The sequence below is a fragment of the Porphyromonas sp. oral taxon 278 str. W7784 genome (assembly GCF_000467855.2).
GTDB lineage: Bacteria > Bacteroidota > Bacteroidia > Bacteroidales > Porphyromonadaceae > Porphyromonas.
The window spans coordinates 17,843-38,990 of sequence record NZ_KI259225.1; the positions used below are offsets into that span (position 1 = coordinate 17,843).

The window sequence follows — 21,148 nt, forward strand, 5'->3', positions numbered from 1 at the left end:
CTAGCTAATCATGAGTACAAATAAGAAGATGCTTCGCCGTAGCTTCACGGCGCTGGGGCTTATCGGTGCGCTCGGCCTTAGCTCTTGTGTCAAGGACCTTGACCGCTTCCCCACCAACGGCGATACGAATAAGACGATCTACTCCTCACCAGAGAAGACCCTTCAGGCCTTTGCTAAGGTCTACGGCGCCTTCGGCCTTACGGGTAATGGTGACGGAGGCGATATCGCAGGGATCGACGAAGGTACGAGCGACTTCGTTCGTGGCCTGTTTAACCTCCAGGAGCTACCAACAGAGACAGCTATCTGTGCTTGGGGCGACGGCGGGGTACCAGACTTCCACGCCTTCTCGTGGTCGGCTTCTAACCCGATCCTACGAGGCTTCTACTACCGCTCTATTTACCAGATCAAGCTTGCATCGGAGTTCCTCAAGAATACCGAAGACCAAGCTTCGGATGCTACCGTGCGCACCTACCGTGCTGAGGCTCGCTTCCTGAGAGCTTATCAGTACTGGGTGCTGATGGATCTCTTTGGTAATCCTCCCTTCATCGACGAGTCCACCCCCACGGGTAAGGTCTATCCTCGTCAGATTAGCCGTAAGGAGCTCTTCTCCTACGTCGAGTCTGAACTGAAGGCTATTGAGTCCGACCTCAAGGCACCTAAGGCGAATGTCTACGGTCGTGCTGACCAGGCTACGGCTTGGGCGCTCCTCTCTCGCCTGTACCTCAATGCAGAGGTCTACACTGGTACGGAGCGCTACGCCGACGCAGCTGCGTACGCTGAGCGTGTGATCGCTTCGGGCAAGTACAGTCTCCACACCAACTACGATCGTCTCTTCCTAGCGGACAACAACCTCAATAATCCTGAGGTCCTGCTCTCCGTCAATTACGACGGACAGCGCTCGCAGAACTGGGGCGGTATGACGTTCCTCATCAACTCCTCTACCGGAGGTGACGCTAAGAAGGCAACGGGTGTGAACATGGGTGTCAATGGTGGCTGGAACGGCAATCGTGCTACAGCAGGCCTGCTTAACCTCTTCGGTGGTAACCTAGCTACCGACAAGCGTGCCCTCATCAAGGCTGTAGGCTCGGGCGAGATCAATACGGTGACGGACTTCAATCAGGGTGTTTACGTCTACAAGTTCCGCAATGTCACCAGCGCTGGCGCTAACGGCAGCAACGGGGACCATGCAGACACCGACTTCCCACTCTTCCGTCTGGCTGAGCTCTACCTCAACTTCGCCGAAGCAGCCGTGCGTGGCAAGGCCGACGTAGCAAAGGGTCTGACGTACCTCAACCTTGTCCGTGCTCGTGCTTACGGCTCGGCTGTGGGCAACTACGGAGCACTTCCCGAGCTCACTGAGATCCTCGCCGAGCGTGGTCGTGAGTTCTACTGGGAAGGACAGCGTCGTACGGACCTGATTCGTTTCGGTAAGTTCATCTCCGGCGACTATGTCTGGCCTTGGAAGGCTGGTGTGAAGGAAGGAAAGGCTTCGGATGCTTACCGTCAGCTCTACCCCATCCCCGCCGACGACATTCAGGCCAATCCTGAGAACCTTCGTCAGAATCCGAACTACTAGTCACGGCTTCCGACGCTCGTTCTGATACGACTTCGCCCCCTCACTCCAGCAATAGGAGTGAGGGGGCGAATGTTTTTCCGTCTCTGAGCCTGATTACTTCGGGAGCAAATAGATCAATTGCGCCCTCGACCCATACCGCTCCAAGCGCCCTTCCTCAGCGAAGGCACGGAGCTCCATCCTTGCAGCCGTCGGGGAGAGTGACACTAGGCTCTGATACTCCTTAACGCGCATCATCCCGTGGCTTCGGAGGAAGGCCTTGGCCACTTCCCATCGTCCGTCCCGCCCCGTCGAAGGACTCACGTAGCCGGGGCATTTCTTTCGCTTCAGATGGCAAGCTCCTGCCGTGGCGCCTATCAGCCTCTTGTCGGGGCGAAAGGCTATTCCCGAGACCCGAAGACTCGCTGCATTGCGTCGTCCGCCTTCGCATTCCTCGGGCTCAATATCCCTTTGGTAGGCGAGCTTAGCGGTAAAAGCGCCGAGCCCCTCAATGCGGACCGAGTACCCATCGGCAAGGCTTCCGCTCAACTCATCGACGAGCAAGGCGACGATCCCTTCGATCTCGGTGCTAGCGAAGGTCGTACCTCGAGCAATTCGTTCAGCTAGTTCGCCTAAGGTTACGGTTCCTTCGACGAGCAATCTTGGTGCATGTCGTCGCTTCCCACGCCCGAATTGCTCGGGCAATTCTCTCATGATGTACTTAGCCATACGTTTGGTTTTAGAAGGCAATGTTTCTCAAATGGTCGGGCAAGTCCTCTTCTTCCGAAGCCCTCTTTAGTAGAAGGCGCTAGCTTCCACCGCAGAAGACGCAAGCCTTTATAAACGAATTCCACAGCTTCTACAGGAGAAGACGAAAGCTTTGACAGTAGAAGGAGACCCGCTCTTGATTCTCAAAAGTACGCAACTTACTGCAAGAAACCTATAAAGTGCCTTATGAAAAATTGAATCTACGTTTGTCGCTCTATAAAGTTACGCTTGTAGTTTTATTAAGCTACGTTCGTCGCTCCAACTTTTCCTATATTATTTTGCATCTATTCTTCGATCACTTCGCCCTTTTCGTTCCCCTACGTCCCCCCTTCTCCGAAGGAAGACGGCGAGGGAAGAAGCTGAGCCTTCGGTCGAATCTTCTCCTTCTCCCGAGGTGAGATGAAGGAAGACAGAGGAAGGAAACCCGCTTCTTCGCCTTGGATAAGCGGTTAGCTTCCCTCTCACTTGCCTTCTCCCAGCACTTTTTCACCAGAGAAGCCCGAAGGCATCAGCTTTGAGCGAAGAGGTGTATCTTTGTGACGGCTTTAGCGCCCCTAAAAGACTATAGATGAATAAAAATATCACCCGCATCGCCCTCACAGGCGGTCCCTGCGCCGGCAAGACGACAGCCCTGGCGCAAATCATTGAGCACTTCAGCGATCTTGGCTACCTTGTCTACGCCTTGCCCGAGACACCGACGCTCTTCAATAATGCATCGATCAACTTCGCTACCCCCGATCGCCAGTACTTCTACAATATCGAGAAGGCCGTCCTGAAGTATCAGATCCAGATGGAAGATACTTTCCTCGAGCTGGCCCACGCCGCTTCGCACCCCGTACTTATCATCTCCGACCGCGGGACAATGGATATCTCCAACTACGTCGAGCGGACAATGTGGCAGGCGATGCTCGACGAACTCGGGCTCTCCGAAGTCAAGATCCGTGACGCTCGCTATGACGCCGTCATCCACATGGTCACAGCGGCGCAGGGAGCAGAAGAATTCTACACCCTCGAGACCAATAGCTTCCGAGGCGAAACCATCGAAGAGGCTCGCGACTTAGACGCTCGTATCCTCAAGGCTTGGACGGGGCACCCACACCTACATATCGTAGAAAACAACGTCGACTTCCAAGTCAAGATCCGCCAAGTCCTTGATGCCATCCACGAGACACTAGGCGACGACCCAGCAACCTTCAGCGACATCCGCCGTCGCTTCCTCGTCCACGTCACCGGCGAAATACCTTACGGCGTCGAGACCGACCTCTACCAAGCGTACCTCGATCAGGAAGACGGCTCCAGCATCCGTATCCGTAAGCGTGGCCTCCGTGGGAACTATGTCTACTTCATGACCCGTAAGAGCCCCGTCGAATCACAGCAGATCATCACCGAGCGACAAATAGGTCCCGACGAATATGTATCCTATCTCAACTCGATCGCTTCGCTTGACGAAGTGCTCGTGCACAAGCTTCGTCGCAGCTTTGTATGGGCCAAGCAGTACTTTGAAGTAGATGACTTCATCGAGCCACGTCGTGATTATCAGATCTTAGAGATCTCTTGTGCGCCGGATCTAGAGATCAAGTTCCCGCCCTTCATCGAAGTGATCCAAGAGATCACGGGTGATCCCCTCTACGTCCGCCTCTAGCCCGAGGTAAACTAGTGGACATGCACTGACCAATCTCTCAACATTTATGCTATCGAATACTTCTACTCCGAGTGGTTCGCTCTTCGGGCGCTATCTGCAGCGCCTGTATCAGCAACGTTTCTTTGCGCTCCTGCTCTTCCTCCTACAGCTATGGGCTGCGGGCGATTATTATTTAGACCAAGGTCGACTACCCTACTCGGGTGAGATCGTCTATCAGACGCTGAGCCTCTTGACGTGGTCAGCTCTACCGACACTCATCGTAGCATTGGCTCCCTATCGTTGGCTTCGAGGCCTTCTTCAGGGAATCACGATCTTCGTCTATGGGTATCTTCTGCTCTTCGAATCCTTCCTTGTCTTCTCTTATAGCTCGGTATACACGGACAGCATTGCGCTAAACATCCTGTCGACTAACCCTGGAGAAGCCACCGCTTTCCTTGAAAACCTCAACTATAAGGTATTCCTCCTTCCCCTCTTTGCGCTGATCGTCCTCCTAGGTCTTTATTTCTGGAGCGCCCGTCGCTGGGGAAAGGGCGTGGGTTCGCCTGTGATCCGAGTCATCTTCTTCGGAGTGCTCCTAGTGACTCTGCCGGTATCGGTCTTCTTCGTACAGCCAGCACAGCGCTCGATCGCTAGCTATCTCTATATGGCTCCTGTCGAACGGATCTACCGAGGTACAACTACTTGTATGAAGGATGCCGAAGAACTTGCGAAGTATAGTGCCGAAGCTCGCCTCATCGATGTCGGCACCATCGAGCATACTCGTGATATGAAGGGGATCAATGTCATCATAGTCCTCGGCGAATCTATGCGACGAGACTACATGCATTGCTATGGTTATCCGCTCCCTAATACACCACATCAGGACTCGCTTGCTAAGACAGGTGACCTGGTACTCTTCACGGATGCTGTCTCTTCTGCAGCTTGGACTACGAGCTCCATCTCTGAAAGTATGACCTTCTATTCTCGTGAAGGAAAGGAGAAGGAATGGTATAAGTACCCCACACTTCCTCTGATGCTCTCGAAGGCTGGCTACTATACCTATTGGGTCAGTAACCAGGAGAAGCAGGGCTCTGGCGTGCAAATGATACCGACGATAGCCGCTACGGCAGACAGCACTCGCTTTGTACGCAACCGCACTTACGGAGACTGGAACATCTCGCTAGATAGTGATATCCTCCCTCTTCTATTGGACCGCACGTCCATCCCTCAGAGAAGTGATCGCTCAGAGTTCTGTGAAGTCATCCATCTCATGGGATCACACAGCCCCTTCACAGAGCGCTACATCCATGGGAAAGCAGCATTCAGCACGAAGGATCTTCCGAAGAACCTCCCCAATGGAATGCCTACACCTACGGACGATAAGCGTCGTGGAGTCATCTGTGACTATGTGAACTCCATCCATTATAATGACCAGATCATCTCGCAGATCATACAGCGCTACAGTTCGACGCCTACTATCCTTGTCTATCTTTCAGATCATGGACAGGCTGTCTTCGAGAATCCTCAGCGTCCTGACTATTGTGAGCACGAGGTCTCTCGCCCAGGGGTGACGATCCCGCTGATGGTATATGTCTCGCCCGTGCTTCGTCAGGAGCGTCCCGAGATCTATGCAGAGATCGTCGCTGCTAAGGATAGGAAGATCATGACTGACCTACTCTCCAACTCGATCTGTGGCCTCCTCGGAATCAAGACTAAGTACTATGATCCTCGTCTTGACTTCTTCTCAAGCCAGTACAACAATTCCCGCAAGCGCCTCGTACAAGCATACGACGGACAGATGATGGAATTCTAACGATAAGCCCCTTCGTTACTCTGGTAGCGAAGGGGGTTATTCTATCCCCACGCTGGCCGTAAAAGAAGAGCATAGCTCTATGAATCGTCAAGGGGAAGGGGGGAAGAAGGAGGCAAAATGCATAGAAAAACCCCGAGCGTCTACCTGTAGACGCTCGGGGTTTTTCTATACAGTCGGGAGGAGTCAGCGGGTGACTACTTCTCGAGGAGCTCGAGGGTGGAGAGCTTGTAGACGACAGAGGCCTGGATCATCTGCTGTGCTTGCTCGGCGTCCCCCATGAGAAGCGATTCGCCATAAGCCTGATTGTAGTACTCACGTGCCTGCTTGTAGTCCTTCAGTTCACGGTAGGAGTCGCCAGCCATGACGAGGAAGTTGATCTTGTTCATCAGGACCGTCTCGCTGGGGATAGCCTTCTGAAGCCAAGCGATCGCCTGCTTGTGGTCGGCGGGTGTCAGCTTGTTGCCGGCAGCATTGTAGAGCGACTGAGCGGCGATACCGTAGTCGGCAGCGTTGGCATCTTCGCCAAGGCCATCGAGGTAGCTAGACATGAGCTGGATATAGCGGGCTACGTCCTTGCTCTTGTATATAGCATAGAGGGCGCCGTAATAGTCAACAGACTTCTGATAGGGTGTCACCTTCTTGAACTTGATCACATCATACGCCTTCTTGTAGTCGGTGCGGATCTTCTCGAGATAGGTCTTGTAGGACTCATCACCCTTCTTGACGAGCTCGAGCATACGTTCGTCGTTCTTCTCGATGACGTAATAGGCTGCGGGCTCGCCCACAGCTGCGATCCACTCATCCAGATGAGCGTTGATGTACTCGACGACACGAGCGACCTCATCGGCATCATCTCCGCCGAGATTGCTGATGATCAGGTAGTCTTTCTTATTGATCAGGCTACCATCTGCCATCTTCTTGGAGAGGTATTCCTTGTAGATCTTGCGGACACGTACGACCCACTTCTCGGCATCCATACCGTCCTGCGTGGTGAGGAAGCGTGGAGCCATGGTCAGAAGTTCCTGCTGGATCTTCAGATCATTGGGGTGTGCACGATATTCTTTGTAGAGATCGTCGAAGCCTTTCACTTCACCGACGGCGGTCTTTGCCATCTCGAGAAGTTCGTCTGCCTTCATGAAGCCGACGTTTATCTGGATAGCCTTGCCGTCGCTGGCAATAATCCCGAGGGTGGGGAAGGCTTCGATCTTGTACTTTTTCGCAATCTCGACGTTCTCAGGAGCTTCTGCGTCGAGCTGAAGATTGATGAACTTGGCGTTGAAGAAGGCGCCCACTTCAGGCTGAGTGAAGATAGTCTTCTCCATCTTCTTACAGGGGACGCACCACGTGGCATAGAAGTCCACGAAGAGTGGCTTGCCTTGGCGCTGAGCTTCTGCCTGTGCTTCGGCGAAGGAACCCTTGAAGAAACGGATGCCAGTAGCCTCTTGTGCGGAGCCGATCGCAATGGACAAGAGCGCTACGACCACGAAGGTCACATACTTGATATATCTCATAGGGAGCGAGTATTATTCTTCGTCTTGGATGATGAAGGTGAAGAGGCCACGGAGCTCACGGCTGTGGCTCTCGTTGTAGACCCGTAGATTGACGGTGTATCTGCCGTTGGGCAGGGTCTGGACGGCCGAAGGGAAGAGGTTGATCGTACCACCGTTGACAGTGACTTTTCCGTCCTTCACAGCGGCAGCGAACTTAGCGGCGTCACCTCCATCGGCGACATCGACGCTGAGGAACTCGTAGTTCACGGGGTTAGTACCTGAGACGCCCTGGATACGCTGCGAAGTCCAGGGGGCGGGATACTCTCGCTTGAGGCTGTGTGGGTCGTCATCGGGGACGGTGCGATAGACCTTCAGCTCCTTGGCTGCGAAGGTCGCATGTGTCGCGTCAAGGTAACCCACTGCGACTTTACGGCACGAAGGCAGAGCAAGTGCTAGAAAAGTCACGAGGAACAGGCTATAGATGGATCTTGCTTTCATCGTAAGGAGAGATTAGAAGTCCGTAGGCGTGAAGTCGTACTGCAGGGAGTGGACGACGCCCGTACGTGTCTGGATGTTGTGAGAAGCGATATCTCGGGAGATCGTCGTCGTAGGAGAGACGATGTGCAGACGGTTAGCTCCGGCCCCCGCTACACCCGCATAGGTATCACGGAAGGTGTAGAGCCAAAGTTGCTTGCCTGAAGCCATGGTGTAGGTCTTACCACCCGTACCGATAGCCTTCCCGTCAGCGGACTTACGCCCTGCGGGGAAGTCCTCGAGCAGTAGCTTCTCCTTGGGGATGACACAGTCGAGGATGAGACTGCGACAAGTCGCTACACTCATACGATCTATGAGCTTCATCGTCTCCTCTTCTGTGAGCTTGCTGGGGTCGACTGCATTCTCTGGGGATTCGGATCCATCGGTCTTGATGCCGTAGGTACGGAAGAGATAGCGACGGATACTATGATTCGTGATCCCGAGGAAGGTGATATTCGGCCCGAACTCTGTGCTCTTGCCTTGGAAGAGATCTTCTAGGCCAGCACGCTTGGCCATATAGACCAGGTAGCTCCAGTTGTAGCTGTCGGTCTGGAAATACTCCCACATCGTCGTGTCATGATAGCCCTTGGCCTTGCCTGTCTCGACAAAGTCGTACTTGGTACAGGAAGAGAAGAGCGAGAGGACGAAGAGTGCGAGTAGATATAGTGGATGCTTGATCGTTCGCATGATAGATAGAGCTTAGAGAAGTACTACATGTAGCGGAACCAATATGGGCGCTGGAGGATGAGTCCATTGATGACTTTGCCGTCCTTGTCACGCTGAGCGCTCGACGGAATGGGTAGACACAGCGCACCGCCAGCGATATCTGCAGCGGTGAGTGATGGGAACTTACCCGTGAGCTCTGTACGATGGTAGCCGTTGCGCAGTATGTCATAGTAGCGGCTATCATTCTCTAGTATGAACTCACGCTCACGCTCGTGGAAGATCGCCTTCTTGAGGTCACTCTCCCCAGCAGCTGGGTAAGCGGTCGCACCAGCACGAGAGCGGATACGATTGAGGTCGGAGGTAGCGCCGGAAGTATCGCCTAGCTTGGCCGAACATTCAGCACGAAGCAGGTAGACATCTGCTAGACGCCAGTAGACATAGTTCGCATTGATGCTGAGGAAGCTCTTACCCGACTCAGCACTCTGGTCGACAGTGAAGACCGCATTACGGAACTTGTAGGGCACAGCATAGTTCACACCCGAGACTTCATGGTCGGTATCGAACTCATAGAAGAAGGCTGTACGACGTGCGTCATCAGCATCGGGATAGAGCTTCTCTATGGTAGACTTCTTCAGACGGAAGGCAGCCTGGGCCAGATCACCCTGAGTAAGCGTGCTGTTGACCGGCCAAGTGGCGAAGAGATTAGCTACTTCGTTCTTCGACGTAGACTCATTGCCACGGCTCTTGTCATAGACGAGCGAGAAGATTTCTTCTGGGTTCGACGCATTAGGATCAGAGAGTAGCTGGCAGAGCTGGTCGGGGGTAGAGACGAGACTATAGGCACCCGTCTCGCCGTTGATGACCTTCGAAGCGTACTCTACACTCTTACGATAGGCGGCATTAGCATCTACTGAGGTGTCACCATACAGCTCAGCCATGCTCCCCTTCCATGCATAGAGGTGGGCAAGTAGCGTAGCAGAGTTCCCCTTGCTCCCGTACTGCTTGTAGGTGGCAAGGTTACCTGAGGTCGTGCGAAGCTTGTCATAAGTAGGCAGTAGCTCGAAGGCCTTGAGCGCATGCTCTATACCTGCGTCGATGACTTGCTGTTGTGTCGAGAGTCCGTACAGCTTAAGATCCTTGGCATTGGCCGTAATGACGGCCTGACCATAAGCACGTGAGAGCATGAAGTAGCCGAAACCAAGAGCGAAGTGCGCCTGTCCGACGTGGTATGCATAGCGATCTTCGGAGAGTCCCTGCGTCTTGCCGATGTTGTCAAGCAGTAGGTTAGCCTCGAATATCATGCGATAGACGTACTCCCAGTCCGCAGCGGCCTGGATGATCGTACGAGGGTTGCCCTCACGGAGCTGCCCATCGTCCTGCGTCTCATCTGCTAGGAGGCCGATCTTCGTGAGTGGTGAGAAGGCGTCCATACAGTTGTCGAGGTAGAAGTGTATGGTGCTCGTCGTGGTGTTGAGCTCAGCCTCGGTGGAGAATGCATTGCTGTAGGTGATGGCATTCTCGGGCGTCAGGTCGAGCTTGCACGAAGAAGCAAGCAGGCTGAGCGCCAGGGCGGGTAGGATATAGCGTTTCATCAGAACTTCAGATTGAGACCAAGAGTAAGCTTTCTATTGAGCGGATACATGCGCCCAGTATCCTTACCCGTAGCAGGATCAACGATCTCGGGGTCAAGTCCCGAGTAATTCGTCAGGAGGAAGAGGTTCTCGCCGGCTAGATATACACGCACATCCTTCATGCGGAGGCGCTTGGTCCAGCTATCGGGGAGCGTATAGGAGAGGCTGAGTTGCTTGAGACGGAGGTAGCTCACACGTTCGATATTGGAGTCGATATCCCCATCGAACTGGCCAGTGTAGCCGTCATCGGCAAATTCTAGCGATGGATACTGCGTCTCATCACCGGGCTTCTGCCAGAAGGTAGCACGAGAGAAGTCGTTCATCACGACACCAAACTTCTTGTTGAAGAGGAAGGCGCCGTTCTTCACCATATTCATCATGCGCTGGTCAATGGTATATGTCAGCAGGACATTCAGTGCAAGACGCTTGTAGGTGAAGGTATTCGTGATCCCCCCGTAGGCTTTGGGCAGAGCGCTACCAGCATAGTAGAGGTCTTCGCTATTGATATAGCCGTCGCCATTCTGGTCCTTGATCTTGCGAGCACCGACACGTAGAGGGTAAGCTAGCGAACCAAAGGAGAGCGGTACACGCTGACCTGTCTGGTCGTAGTAGTAAGGGATGTCGGATTCACGCTGTACGAGACCTTCGTCCTTATAGGTATAGATCCCGTAGATAGGGCGACCGAGCACCTTGTCACCGAGGTCCTTGCCGTCGTATGAAGCGAGGAAGCGGTTCCAGTTGCGTGCGATGTTGAAGCGGAGATTCCACGAGAAGTCCTTGCGACGCATGAGATCGGCCGAGAGATCTAGTTCAAGACCTTCGTTGGAGATAGCAGAAGCGTTCGTCCACGTCGTCTTAGAGATGAAGAAGTTACCTGGAGTAGGCACCTGCATCAGTAGATCGTACGAGTACTTGTAGTAGTAGTCGAGCTTGACCTTGAAGCGATAGTTGAAGAGGTCTACGTCCAGACCGAGGTCGTACTGGTCGCTCTTCTCCCAAGTAAGATGGCTATTGGCCATAGCGCTGGGCTGAAGACCGGGCTGACCTAAGAAGGAATTCGACTCCTCCATCAGGCCATGTGCCAGGTACGCTTCTTGGAACTTCTGCCCGCTCTTACCCCATGAAGCACGGAGCTTACCGAAGCTGAGGAACCAGAAGTCACGCATGAAATGCTCCTTAGAGAAGGCCCATGCAGCACCGAGTGAAGGGAATGCGGCCCAGCGTACATCACGACCGAAGACGGAAGATCCATCATAGCGGAGCGAAGCTTCGAGCATGTAGCGCTTGTCGAAGTTGTAAGCGACACGGCCTAGATAGCTCAGCATGATCTGCTCCTGTCGGTCCGTGGTCACACGCTGCAGGTATTCGTCACGTCCTTCTATGGAGCGAGCCTGAGGCCATCCATCGCCGATCTCGTAGATTTTATTCGTTGGTCCACCGGCGGCTTTACCCTTGATGTTCTCCATCAAGTCGTAAGTCGTGGTGATCCCGGCCATGACGTCGAAGTTGTGACGGTCACGTAGGCTGAAGCGGTACGAGAGAATATTCTCCCACTGAAGCATAGCTACCATCGAGCGAGAGGCTTCGACGGAGGAGAGATTATTGTTGTTGAGGTAGGAGGGACGGAAGACGTGGTTGTTCGAGAAGTACGCATCACCCGAAGCTGACGTAGCGAACTTCAGCCCAGAGATAGGAGTGTAGTCAAGACCTACGGAGAGTCGGGCGTTGAACATCCCATTACGAGCCCGCACATCACGGATCTTCTGGAGCGTGAGCTTCTCTGCGATCGAGCCACGACCAGGATAAACCGAAGGCGTTTCCTTGGGGTCGACGTCGAGCCCTTGGATATTGGTGCCACTGATAGCGTCCTGTTTGTTGTAGGCTAGATTGAGACGAGTGAAGGCATTTACCTTAGGTGTGAGGCGTAGATCAAGGTTGGAGAGGAAGCTCAGACGCTTGAATCCCGAGTTGATCTGTATTCCACGCTCATCGTAGAGACCTGCACTGACGAGGTAGCGTACATTGTCATTCCCACCCGATGCATAGAGATCACCGGAGCTGACACGACCGATCTGGAAGATGTACTTCCACCAGTTCGTATCATTATTATAGAAGCTATTGAGTGAGTCTTGCGCTGAGGCCGGGGGCTGATTATCCTTAGAGAGGACATTACCATTACCCCAGAAGTAGTCGTAAGCACCGTCAAGCGTGGGCTCCCATCCATAAGACTGGCCGTAGCTACGTGGTAGGAGGTAGCGGTTCGTCGTGTAGTCGTTGTGCCCGATACGCTGATAGCGAGCCAGGAGGTTGTGTACCAGACGCTCACCATGACCACGCATCTGCAGGGGCGTAGCAGGGAGGAAGGAGATCGACTGCGAGAAGTTGAGGCCGAACTCTGCCTTACCTGACTTCCCCTTCTTCGTCGTGATGAGGATGACCCCATTACCCGAACGGGAGCCATAGAGCGAAGCCGAGGCAGCATCCTTCAGTACTTCCACCGACTCGATGGTCGAAGGATCAAGTCCCGCTAGCGCATTGATCCCGCCGGTAGCTTCTGCAGAGACCTTGGAGAGTGGCACTCCGTCGACGACGTAGAGCGGTGAGCCGTCGTTGATCCCTTGGTCATTGAGCGAACTAATCCCACGTATATTGATGCGTGTACCACCGCCACCAGGCGAGCCGGACTGGTTGGTCACCGAGAGCCCAGACATCTGTCCCTGCAGGAGTGACTGCAGACTAGGAGCGGGAGCATCCTTGAGCTGGTCAGCCTTGATGGAACTCACAGCCCCGACAAGCTCACGGGTATTGCGCCGACCATAGGCGATGACGGTGACGCCATCAAGTGATTTGACATTTTCTTTCAGGACAATCGCCACGGGACTGCCTGCAGTGAAGGCGGCGCTACCATCATAGTAGCCCACGAAGCTCACTTGGACTTCGCCCGCTTGCTTATCTGTCTGGATGGCGAAACGCCCTTCGACGTCGGTCTGTGTCCCGAGCTTCGTGCCCTTGATACGGACATTAGCTCCGATGACAGCTTCACCTCGGGCGTCCTTTACGGTACCCGTGACTTGGCCCTTAGCGGTAGCTTGCTGCTGGGGACGGAAGATGCGGATCGTCTTGCCGTCTACGGTGAAGACGAATGGCGTACCCTTGAGGAGGCCTTCTACGGCCTTCTCGGGAGTCACCTCATCGAAAGAGACGGTCGCCTTGTAGCCCGCAGTGCGGAGCTCAGGCTCATAATCGATCTTGTAGCCTGAGTTCTTAGCGATGAAATCAAGGATAGAGGCGATCTCTTTATCCTTGAACGAGATCGAAACGGTCGGCACAGGGCTCTGGCTCCAGCTCGCAATAGGCGAAGAGAGTCCAAGAGCACACAGGCAAAGCCCAAGGGCTAAGCGCCGGCGTATACTACTGGATGGATGTCGCATGGAGGATAGGTATAGGTATGACTTATCTATTATCGGTGTGATGATATCGGAGGAGTAAGGCACCCCTCGTGGTGACTCTCGGGATCAACTGTGGGATGATCCCGAGAGTCTATATATGAGGCTATCTAAGCGATACAGGCTGTGATATAGGGAGTGTGTGCTTAGGCGGGAGAGCCCTTCTTAGTGCTCCCAGGTCTTTGCTTCGGGAGCGATGCTCTTGACTACGATGTCTCGGCGCTTGCCTTCGTCGAGGAGCTTCTTCAGCAGTGCCGAGAGATCCTGAGCCGTGACGGCAGAGATCTTGACGGACTCCAGAGGAGTTCCCTTCTTCGAGAGGTTAGGCGCCTTGCCCGTCTCAGCATAACTATTGAGCAGAGCAATCCAAACGCCGAGCCCCATCTCGTCACCCGAAGCCTTTTCTTCTGCTTCTTCGTCGAGGACTTGAGGTATGTGCACCTTCTTGTACTCGTCACGATCGATCCCACCGGCTGCGATGGAGCGGAGGATCTCATAGGTGCGAGCCTTGAGGTGATCGGCCTTAGCCCGAGATGTGATGAAGTGGATGGAGAGACTAGCGCTAGCGACGGGATCGTCTGTATAATTCGTCTTGACGGCGATACTGTAAGTCCCTTGCTCCTTCTCACGAAGTTCGTCGAAGAGACGGTTCTGAAGCAGAGGCTCCAGCAGGCCAAGAGCAAGGCGCTCACGCTCACTGAGCTTCTTGTCTCCGATGAAGGAGAGCTCGACTTCACCGAGATCCCCCTCGGTATCTACCTCGAAGGTGCGCTCGATGACACGCTCACGGGAGCTGTGATCACGGATCGTGTAGGTGCGACGTGGTGCCTTGGGGTTGCCGGGTAGGGCAGCGAGATAGGTCGTGACGATACGCTTAGCTTCGGCTTCGCTGATATCCCCGACGAGACAGCCTGCCATCTGGGAGGCGTCACCGAAGTGCTCGGCGTAGAGTCGGGGCAGATCGCTCAGCTTCATCTTGTCATAGAAGGACTGATCTTCACGAGGATTGGCCTCGGTGATGGGATTCAGGAGCTCACGTATCTCACGATCCACCGCCTCACGTCCCTGCTGAGGCTGTGAGGCATATATATAGCGCTTGCGCTGGAGCCACTTGTCGAAGATCCGCTGATCGAAGCGCTGCTTATTGAGTACGAGATAGAGGTAGGAGAAGAGATCGTCTACGCCGTCGGTCTTGCTACGTGCCTGCATCCCGTCGATATATTCGGTGATGGAGAGATTGACTTCCATCGGACGGGAGCGTAGCCACTGGGCGAGCTGATTGCGGTCGTACTTGTAGAGACCAGAAGCCATGATGAGGCTCTGCATCGCAGAGAAGGAAGCTAGATCCTGTGGCTTGACGATGGACTGACCTCCCTTAGCCGAGGCCAGGAAGAGTACTTCACCCTTGAGCTCCTTAGGCAGATGTTTGTAGAGGATCTTCATGCCATTGGAGAGCGTCCATTCCGTAGCGCCGAGTGAAGGAATCTTCTTCTCACGGACGATCTTCCCTACAGGGAGCTTGAAGTCTATAAGCTTCGTGATGGGCTTGGAGTCGCTAGCATCTAGGTCAAGTACCGTACTCTTGTTCACCGCAAGCTCATCACGGAAGGTTTCCTCTGAGATAGCCGAGGCGGTAGGACTATCTGTATAGGCGACGAATGCAAGATTGCGGGTGCTACCTAGGCGCTCGCCGAGCCAAGACTGCATATCCTCTGCCTCCAGCTCTACCAGTGTCTCGAGGTTGTCCTCAAGCTGCTGACGGAACTCTCTCATAGGAGTGCCATAGAGGTAATTATTCCGGTAGATGTCGATGAAGTTCTGTGGCGTGCCGAGCCCCTTGTCATCGCTGAGCACTTCCTTCATGCCTTCGTAGAGCTTCTGCTTCTCTGCCTCGAAGTCTTCCTTGCCAAAGCCCTCGACACTCATCTTGGTTCGGGCGAAGAGTACCTGCTGAAGTGCCTCCTCATCTTGGCCAGCGTAGGGCACGAAGTCCCATGCGAACTGGGCGTATCCACGTACCAGCGGGGAGTAACTGACGGAAGCTGCGATGAAGGCTTCTGCACCACGATTCCTCAGACGTGCGAAGTGCTGAGGCGCAAGAGTATTGAAGAGCTGACCGAGGAGATAGTCCTTCGTCGCCTCTTCTGTAGAGCGGTTGGTAGGGGTAGCTACACGCTGATAGAGACCGTACGAGTGAGAGCGGTTCTCCTTATCGATGAAGCGGTAGTAGAGGGGGCCGACATTATCGTCGATCGAGAAGGCAGGACGGGCCTTAGCATTACGTGGAGCGGGGAGCGAAGCAAAGAGTTGCTGTACCTGCTTCTCATAAGCCGCAGGGTCGATATCCCCGACGATGATCACGCACTGCAGGTCGGGGCGGTACCAAGTCTTGTAGAAGGCCTGGATATCGGGGTACTTGAAGGTCTTCAGTACGTCGAGACTCCCGATGACATTGCGCTGGGAGTATTGTGAGCCGTTGTAGATGACGCCAGCGATACTATCACTGAGGCGCTTGTCTATGCCTCCACGCTGGCGCCACTCTTCGATGATGATGCCACGCTGCTTCTCCGTATCCTTCTCGGTGATGGAGATGCCACTGCACCAGTCCTTGAGGATGAGGAGCACGGAGTCTGTAAGTCCCTTCTCCGCCGTAGGTACATCCATGATGCTGTAGCGGGTATCGTCGGTCCCGGTACGAGCATCGAAGCTGTAGAGACCACGAGCACGCAGGAAGTTCATCACGCCACCAGGGAAGTGCTCGGTGGCTTCGAAGGCCATGTGCTCTAGGTAGTGCGCTAGGCCATTCTGATGATCATCCTCGAGGATAGCGCCCACATTCTGTAGGAGGAAGAAGTGAGCCGTACCCTCCGAAGCGCCAGCATCACGGCTGATGTAGTAAGTCAAGCCGTTGGGGAGTCGTCCCGTACGGAGACTCGATACTTGGGCAGAGAGAGAGGTGTAGGAAAGTCCTCCCAAAGCAGCTGCTATCAGGAGGTGTTTAGCGAGGCGAGTCGCTCGTGGTGTCTTGATCGTCATCACGTAGTTGGGTCTATTGATCAGGTTACTCGTGTCTAGAGGTGCGGAGGCAGACACAAGACTAAGGTCGAGCTTCTTGCCACCTCTCTCAAAACGCGCTAAAGGTACACAAAGTACTTCATATATATACTCAGGTGCGATCGGCTGGTATCAGGCTCTAGGAAGAAGACTAGCTACTGAGCGCTATCGGCGTGTAGCGAAGAAGCTACGCATCAGCTCGGCAGCTTCCTCTGAGAGGACACCGCCCCGCACTTTTGCTCTGCGTGGGAAGATATCTGGAGCATAGTGGCGGTAGCCGAACTTCTCCTCCCCTGCTCCGTAGATGATCTCTCCTAGTCGAGCCCAGAAGAGCGCCCCTGCACACATCACGCACGGCTCTACGGTCACATAGAGCTGACAGTCGGAGAGGAACTTCCCTCCCATATATTCTGTCGCAGCGGTGATAGCTAGCAGTTCGGCGTGGGCAGTAGGGTCCTTCAGTCGCTCGACCTCATTATGTGCTCGGGCGATGATCTGCCCACGACAGACGACGACTGCACCAATGGGGATCTCTCCCTCCTCGAAGGCTAGGCGTGCCTCCTCAAGGGCCTGACGCATGAAATAGGTTTCTGAATAGGGCTGCAGATCCATCAGCGCATCTCTTCTTCGTCAAAGAGCAGGGGCGAGCGGAGCTCATGCTCTCGGATGACCTCCGCCATGATGACCGAGCGTATCCAGCCGGTGCGGTTAGCGATCCTACACACCTGGCAGTGGTCTAAGATAGCCTTGTACTCTCGCTCATTGAGCGTCAAGCGTAGGCTGTGCGTACGCTTCAGACGTGCTGAGGGCTGGGGGCTGACCTTCTTCTTTGCCATGGAGGGATTGCAGGGGAGGGAATGGGCGGGTAGACTACCTCGGGATCAAGGGATGATGACCTCTAGGGACTGAGGGCGGAGCGAGACGTCGATGTGCTCACTCATCACCAGCGGTTCGCCGTCGAGGTGCACTGAGCCTCCGCTAGTACGCTCGATACGGACGTGCCGTACTTGCTCGGTGTGGTAGTACTTGTTGTCAGCCAGCTTGCCACGCATCAGATCCCCGAGGACGAGGGCAGCCTCTAGGACGGGGAAGGGGCGTATGATCGCTAGATCCAGTAGACCATCCGACAGGTCTGCTTCGGGAGCGATGTACGCATTATTGCCGTACTGCGAAGCATTAGCCACGACGAGGACGAAGGCCTCGGTCTCGATGGTTCGCTCACCCTCGTCTAGTATGATCCGGTAGGTCTCGGGCTTGAAGGCTCGGTACTCATCGATCATCGTACGCAGATAGGTCACGGGTCCTCGGGTAGAGGCCTCAGCGAAGGTGCGGCTCACGGCAGCATCGAAGCCCATCCCGCAGGTGCAGAAGAAGGGCTGACCATTCATCTCGCAGCTGTCGATGGTGATCCTACGGCCCGAAGCCAGCTGCTTGATCACTCGGTCGGTGGACATCGACAGGCCAAGAGCCCGTGCCAGTCCATTACCCGAACCCTTAGGGACGATCGCTAGTGCGGTCTTGCTCCCTACGAGTCCACGAGCGACCTCATTGACCGTGCCATCACCACCGACGGCGATGACGTGATCATAGCCCTCCTCTGCAGCTCGGCGAGCCAGCTCCTCGGCATGGCCTGCGGCCTTGGTATAGGTCAGCAGGAGCTCATGCTCTAGTGGAGCGTAGGCACGAGCCAGCAGGTCAGGGATGCTCTTCTTAGAGCCAGTCCCTGAGATGGGGTTGATGATGGCTAGGACTTTACTCATCGCACGGGGTGGGTAGCGAGTCGCTGTGCAGCGAGCTCTTCGTACTTGGTGCCGGGACGGCCGTAGTTAGCGTAGGGCAGGATGCTGATCCCCCCTCGAGGAGTGAAGTCACCCGCGACCTCGATATAGCGAGGATCCATGAGGGCGATGAGGTCCTTCATGATGATATTCACGCAGTCTTCGTGGAAGGCACCATGATTGCGGAAGCTGAAGAGATAGAGCTTCAGACTCTTGCTCTCGACCATGCGCACATCAGGGATATAGTTGATGTAGATCGTCGCATAGTCGGGCTGAGCGGTGATGGGGCAGAGGCTGGTGAACTCGGGGCAGTGGAAGCGCACCCAGTAGTCATTGCCCTGATGCTTGTTGGTGAAGGCCTCCAGTACCTCAGGGGCATAGTCCTGGCTGTACTGGGTGGTCTTCGATCCGAGGAGAGAGAGTTCACCCTCTCCGTCACGTATGCTGGCCATAGCGGTATCTATCTAGTGTAAGGGGGGATTAGTAAGCACGGGCGAAGAGGACACGCTGTGCCGAGGGCTTGCCCGTGACCATACACTTACCTGGGGTCTTGTCACCAGCGAGCGGGATACAGCGGATCGTAGCCTTGGTCTCGGCCTTGATCTTCTCTTCCGTCTCGGGAGTACCATCCCAGTGAGCGAGGATGAAGCCACCCTCTTCGATCTTCTCCTTGAATTCTTCGTAGGTGTCTACCTCGATGGTATGTGCCGCACGGTAGTCGAGGGCCTTCTGATAGATGTTCTGCTGGATCTCATCGAGGAGCTCGACGAGGTAGTCGCTGATGCCATCGAAGGAGCGGGTCTCCTTGGTCAGTGTATCACGGCGGGCTACTTCGACGGTGCCGTTCTCGAGGTCACGACCACCGACAGCCAGACGGATGGGTACCCCCTTGAGTTCGTACTCGGAGAACTTCCACCCGGGCTTCTTATTGTCCGCATCGTCGTAGCGTACACGCACGCCACGCTTCTTCAGCTCAGCGATCAGAGGCTCTACGTGGCGGGTGATCTCGTCACGCTGCTCGAGGCTCTTGTAGATAGGTATGATGACGACCTGATGAGGAGCGAGCTTAGGAGGCAGGACAAGACCATTGTCATCGGAGTGGCTCATGATGAGGGCACCCATCAGACGGGTCGATACCCCCCAGGACGAAGCCCAGACATATTCCTGCTGTCCCTCCTTGTTGGTGAAGAGGACATCGAAGGCCTTGGCGAAGTTCTGACCCAGGAAGTGAGACGTCCCGCTCTGCAGAGCCTTACCATCCTGCATCAGCGCTTCGATGGTGTAGGTCTCTACGGCGCCGGCGAAGCGCTCGTTGGCACTCTTCACACCGACATGCACAGGTACGGCCATATAGTTGCGAGCAAAGTCCTCGTAGACGCGCACCATGCGGATAGCTTCTTCTTCAGCCTCCTCACGGGTGGCGTGAGCCGTATGACCTTCCTGCCAGAGGAACTCTGCCGTGCGGAGGAAGAGGCGGGTACGCATCTCCCAGCGGACTACGTTCGCCCACTGATTGCACAGGATAGGTAGATCTCGGTAGGACTGGATCCAGCCACGATAGGTATTCCAGATGATGGTCTCGGAAGTCGGGCGGACGATGAGCTCTTCCTCAAGCTTAGCCTCGGGGTCTACGACGACACCGCCATCGGGACTCGTCTTGAGACGATAGTGCGTGACGACAGCACATTCCTTAGCGAAGCCCTCGACGTGGTCGGCCTCCTTGCTCAGGAAGCTCTTGGGGATGAAGAGGGGGAAGTACGCATTGTAGTGCCCTGTCTCCTTAAACATATCATCGAGCTGACGCTGCATGCGCTCCCAGATAGCATAGCCATAGGGCTTGATGACCATACAGCCACGCACCGCTGCGCTCTCGGCCAGGTCGGCCTTGATGACGAGATCCTGATACCACTGCGAATAGTCGACGTGGCGAGGGGTAAGTTCCTTGAGTTCTTTTGCCATATATGATTAAGTTCTTTGTATCTAGACTATGAGCCACAAAGATACGAAAAGCGGGGGAGTGACAGGGAGGAAGCCTAGACACCCTCCAGACGGGTATATAATAAGGTAGCTAGCACCCCCGAGATGCCCTTCTGTCAGAGGGGGCTCTTCCCTACCCTCCGAAGCCACCATTTTCACCCCCAAATCCGAGGGACGAAAACGAGGCCTTCCGACACCCTTCGCTAGCCCTGATGTAGAGCGGTCTCTCGAGGGGGGCAAAAACGACCTACGGTAGGTCGTCGAAAAAACATACTGTAGGTCGCCCGACCGACCTACCGTGGGTCGCAAGGACGACCTACCGTAGGTCGTTTTTGAGATCGTCTAAGGAGTGTTGAAATTACCCACCTCAGAAGGGGGAAGAAATGCCCCTGCATACGTGACAGAATGACAGGCTTTCTCAGAAATGACTTACCCCCGCTCCTTGGCACACTCCTTGCTGAGCGTACTTCGTGAGCTCAGCACACAGCACTCGAGCTTCACACCGACAGATTTAGATTACATCAACCACAGAATAAACATTCAGATCATGAGTATCAAGCCTCTAGCAGACCGCGTGCTTATACGCCCCGCTGCCCAAGAAGAGAAGACCGTCAGCGGGATCATCATCCCCGATTCAGCTAAGGAGAAGCCCCTGCGTGGCGAAGTCATCGCCGTAGGTGGAGGCACCAAGGACGAAGAGATGGTCCTCAAGGCAGGCGACGTCGTCCTCTACGGTAAGTATGCCGGCACAGAGATCGAGCACGAAGGCGAGAAGTACCTCATCATGCGTCAGTCTGACGTGCTCGCTACGATCTAGC

16 protein-coding genes are annotated in these 21,148 nt (G+C 54.8%); 4 read left to right on the top strand and 12 right to left on the bottom strand.

Annotated features, from left to right (window positions below; all coding sequences use genetic code 11):
• The first annotated feature begins 10 nt into the window (after positions 1–10).
• On the top strand, positions 11–1,576 hold the full coding sequence (locus HMPREF1556_RS01965; protein WP_021666521.1) for a RagB/SusD family nutrient uptake outer membrane protein: 1,566 nt from the start codon (positions 11–13) through the stop codon (positions 1,574–1,576).
• A gap of 93 nt (positions 1,577–1,669) precedes the next feature.
• Here the strand turns inward: HMPREF1556_RS01965 and HMPREF1556_RS01970 are convergent, their stop codons facing one another.
• Positions 1,670–2,281: an HU family DNA-binding protein gene (locus HMPREF1556_RS01970; protein ID WP_021666522.1), complete on the bottom strand. Its 612-nt coding sequence runs from the start codon at positions 2,279–2,281 to the stop codon at positions 1,670–1,672.
• 607 nt (positions 2,282–2,888) lie between these two features.
• On the opposite strand from HMPREF1556_RS01970, the gene HMPREF1556_RS01975 reads away from it, so the two are divergent.
• On the top strand, positions 2,889–3,962 hold the full coding sequence (locus HMPREF1556_RS01975) for an AAA family ATPase (RefSeq protein ID WP_021666524.1): 1,074 nt from the start codon (positions 2,889–2,891) through the stop codon (positions 3,960–3,962).
• Between the two features lie 46 nt (positions 3,963–4,008).
• Positions 4,009–5,754 (top strand): phosphoethanolamine transferase, encoded by a 1,746-nt coding sequence (locus HMPREF1556_RS01980; protein WP_021666525.1) that lies wholly within the window; start codon positions 4,009–4,011, stop codon positions 5,752–5,754.
• Positions 5,755–5,948: 194 nt separating this feature from the next.
• On the opposite strand, the gene HMPREF1556_RS01985 is transcribed toward HMPREF1556_RS01980, so the two are convergent.
• From HMPREF1556_RS01985 to proS, 11 genes are all read right to left on the bottom strand, one after another.
• Positions 5,949–7,265 carry a thioredoxin family protein gene (locus tag HMPREF1556_RS01985; protein WP_021666526.1) on the bottom strand — a complete coding sequence of 439 codons (1,317 nt, stop codon included), beginning with the start codon at positions 7,263–7,265 and terminating at the stop codon, positions 5,949–5,951.
• A 12-nt stretch (positions 7,266–7,277) separates the two neighbouring features.
• A complete protein-coding gene (locus tag HMPREF1556_RS01990; protein WP_021666527.1) occupies positions 7,278–7,742 on the bottom strand; it encodes a hypothetical protein in 465 nt (154 codons plus the stop codon).
• Between the two features lie 12 nt (positions 7,743–7,754).
• Positions 7,755–8,465, bottom strand: coding sequence for a hypothetical protein (locus HMPREF1556_RS01995; protein WP_021666528.1), 711 nt, complete (start codon positions 8,463–8,465; stop codon positions 7,755–7,757).
• Between the two features lie 23 nt (positions 8,466–8,488).
• On the bottom strand, positions 8,489–10,036 hold the full coding sequence (locus HMPREF1556_RS02000) for a RagB/SusD family nutrient uptake outer membrane protein (RefSeq protein WP_021666529.1): 1,548 nt from the start codon (positions 10,034–10,036) through the stop codon (positions 8,489–8,491).
• Entirely contained in the window at positions 10,036–13,506 is a 3,471-nt protein-coding gene (locus HMPREF1556_RS02005; protein ID WP_052332602.1) for a SusC/RagA family TonB-linked outer membrane protein, read from the bottom strand. Before HMPREF1556_RS02005 ends, HMPREF1556_RS02000 begins: the two co-directional genes overlap by 1 nt.
• Before the next feature lie 180 nt (positions 13,507–13,686).
• Positions 13,687–16,614, bottom strand: coding sequence for a pitrilysin family protein (locus HMPREF1556_RS02010; RefSeq protein WP_232299025.1), 2,928 nt, complete (start codon positions 16,612–16,614; stop codon positions 13,687–13,689).
• Positions 16,615–16,740: 126 nt separating this feature from the next.
• Positions 16,741–17,154: a nucleoside deaminase gene (locus HMPREF1556_RS02015; RefSeq protein ID WP_369795583.1), complete on the bottom strand. Its 414-nt coding sequence runs from the start codon at positions 17,152–17,154 to the stop codon at positions 16,741–16,743.
• 32 nt (positions 17,155–17,186) lie between these two features.
• A complete protein-coding gene (locus tag HMPREF1556_RS02020; protein WP_021666533.1) occupies positions 17,187–17,411 on the bottom strand; it encodes a hypothetical protein in 225 nt (74 codons plus the stop codon).
• Positions 17,412–17,456: 45 nt separating this feature from the next.
• Entirely contained in the window at positions 17,457–18,335 is an 879-nt protein-coding gene (locus HMPREF1556_RS02025; RefSeq protein ID WP_021666534.1) for a diacylglycerol kinase family protein, read from the bottom strand.
• On the bottom strand, positions 18,332–18,805 hold the full coding sequence (queF, locus tag HMPREF1556_RS02030) for a preQ(1) synthase (RefSeq protein WP_021666535.1): 474 nt from the start codon (positions 18,803–18,805) through the stop codon (positions 18,332–18,334). The genes HMPREF1556_RS02025 and queF overlap by 4 nt, the downstream gene beginning before the upstream one ends.
• A gap of 28 nt (positions 18,806–18,833) precedes the next feature.
• Positions 18,834–20,312 (bottom strand): proline--tRNA ligase, encoded by a 1,479-nt coding sequence (gene proS / locus HMPREF1556_RS02035; protein ID WP_021666536.1) that lies wholly within the window; start codon positions 20,310–20,312, stop codon positions 18,834–18,836.
• A gap of 565 nt (positions 20,313–20,877) precedes the next feature.
• Here proS and HMPREF1556_RS02040 point away from each other — a divergent pair.
• A complete protein-coding gene (locus HMPREF1556_RS02040; protein ID WP_009432230.1) occupies positions 20,878–21,147 on the top strand; it encodes a co-chaperone GroES in 270 nt (89 codons plus the stop codon).
• Position 21,148 lies beyond the last annotated feature (1 nt).

What these genes read in the sequence shown, in the direction of transcription:
- HMPREF1556_RS01965 (WP_021666521.1), top strand. Translation starts at nt 11, where the DNA reads ATGAGTACAAATAAGAAGATGCTTCGCCGTAGCTTCACGGCGCTGGGG.
- HMPREF1556_RS01970 (WP_021666522.1), bottom strand. Translation starts at nt 2,281, where the DNA reads ATGGCTAAGTACATCATGAGAGAATTGCCCGAGCAATTCGGGCGTGGG.
- HMPREF1556_RS01975 (WP_021666524.1), top strand. Translation starts at nt 2,889, where the DNA reads ATGAATAAAAATATCACCCGCATCGCCCTCACAGGCGGTCCCTGCGCC.
- HMPREF1556_RS01980 (WP_021666525.1), top strand. Translation starts at nt 4,009, where the DNA reads ATGCTATCGAATACTTCTACTCCGAGTGGTTCGCTCTTCGGGCGCTAT.
- HMPREF1556_RS01985 (WP_021666526.1), bottom strand. Translation starts at nt 7,265, where the DNA reads ATGAGATATATCAAGTATGTGACCTTCGTGGTCGTAGCGCTCTTGTCC.
- HMPREF1556_RS01990 (WP_021666527.1), bottom strand. Translation starts at nt 7,742, where the DNA reads ATGAAAGCAAGATCCATCTATAGCCTGTTCCTCGTGACTTTTCTAGCA.
- HMPREF1556_RS01995 (WP_021666528.1), bottom strand. Translation starts at nt 8,465, where the DNA reads ATGCGAACGATCAAGCATCCACTATATCTACTCGCACTCTTCGTCCTC.
- HMPREF1556_RS02000 (WP_021666529.1), bottom strand. Translation starts at nt 10,036, where the DNA reads ATGAAACGCTATATCCTACCCGCCCTGGCGCTCAGCCTGCTTGCTTCT.
- HMPREF1556_RS02005 (WP_052332602.1), bottom strand. Translation starts at nt 13,506, where the DNA reads ATGCGACATCCATCCAGTAGTATACGCCGGCGCTTAGCCCTTGGGCTT.
- HMPREF1556_RS02015 (WP_369795583.1), bottom strand. Translation starts at nt 17,154, where the DNA reads ATGCGTCAGGCCCTTGAGGAGGCACGCCTAGCCTTCGAGGAGGGAGAG.
- HMPREF1556_RS02020 (WP_021666533.1), bottom strand. Translation starts at nt 17,411, where the DNA reads ATGGCAAAGAAGAAGGTCAGCCCCCAGCCCTCAGCACGTCTGAAGCGT.
- HMPREF1556_RS02025 (WP_021666534.1), bottom strand. Translation starts at nt 18,335, where the DNA reads ATGAGTAAAGTCCTAGCCATCATCAACCCCATCTCAGGGACTGGCTCT.
- queF (WP_021666535.1), bottom strand. Translation starts at nt 18,805, where the DNA reads ATGGCCAGCATACGTGACGGAGAGGGTGAACTCTCTCTCCTCGGATCG.
- proS (WP_021666536.1), bottom strand. Translation starts at nt 20,312, where the DNA reads ATGGCAAAAGAACTCAAGGAACTTACCCCTCGCCACGTCGACTATTCG.
- HMPREF1556_RS02040 (WP_009432230.1), top strand. Translation starts at nt 20,878, where the DNA reads ATGAGTATCAAGCCTCTAGCAGACCGCGTGCTTATACGCCCCGCTGCC.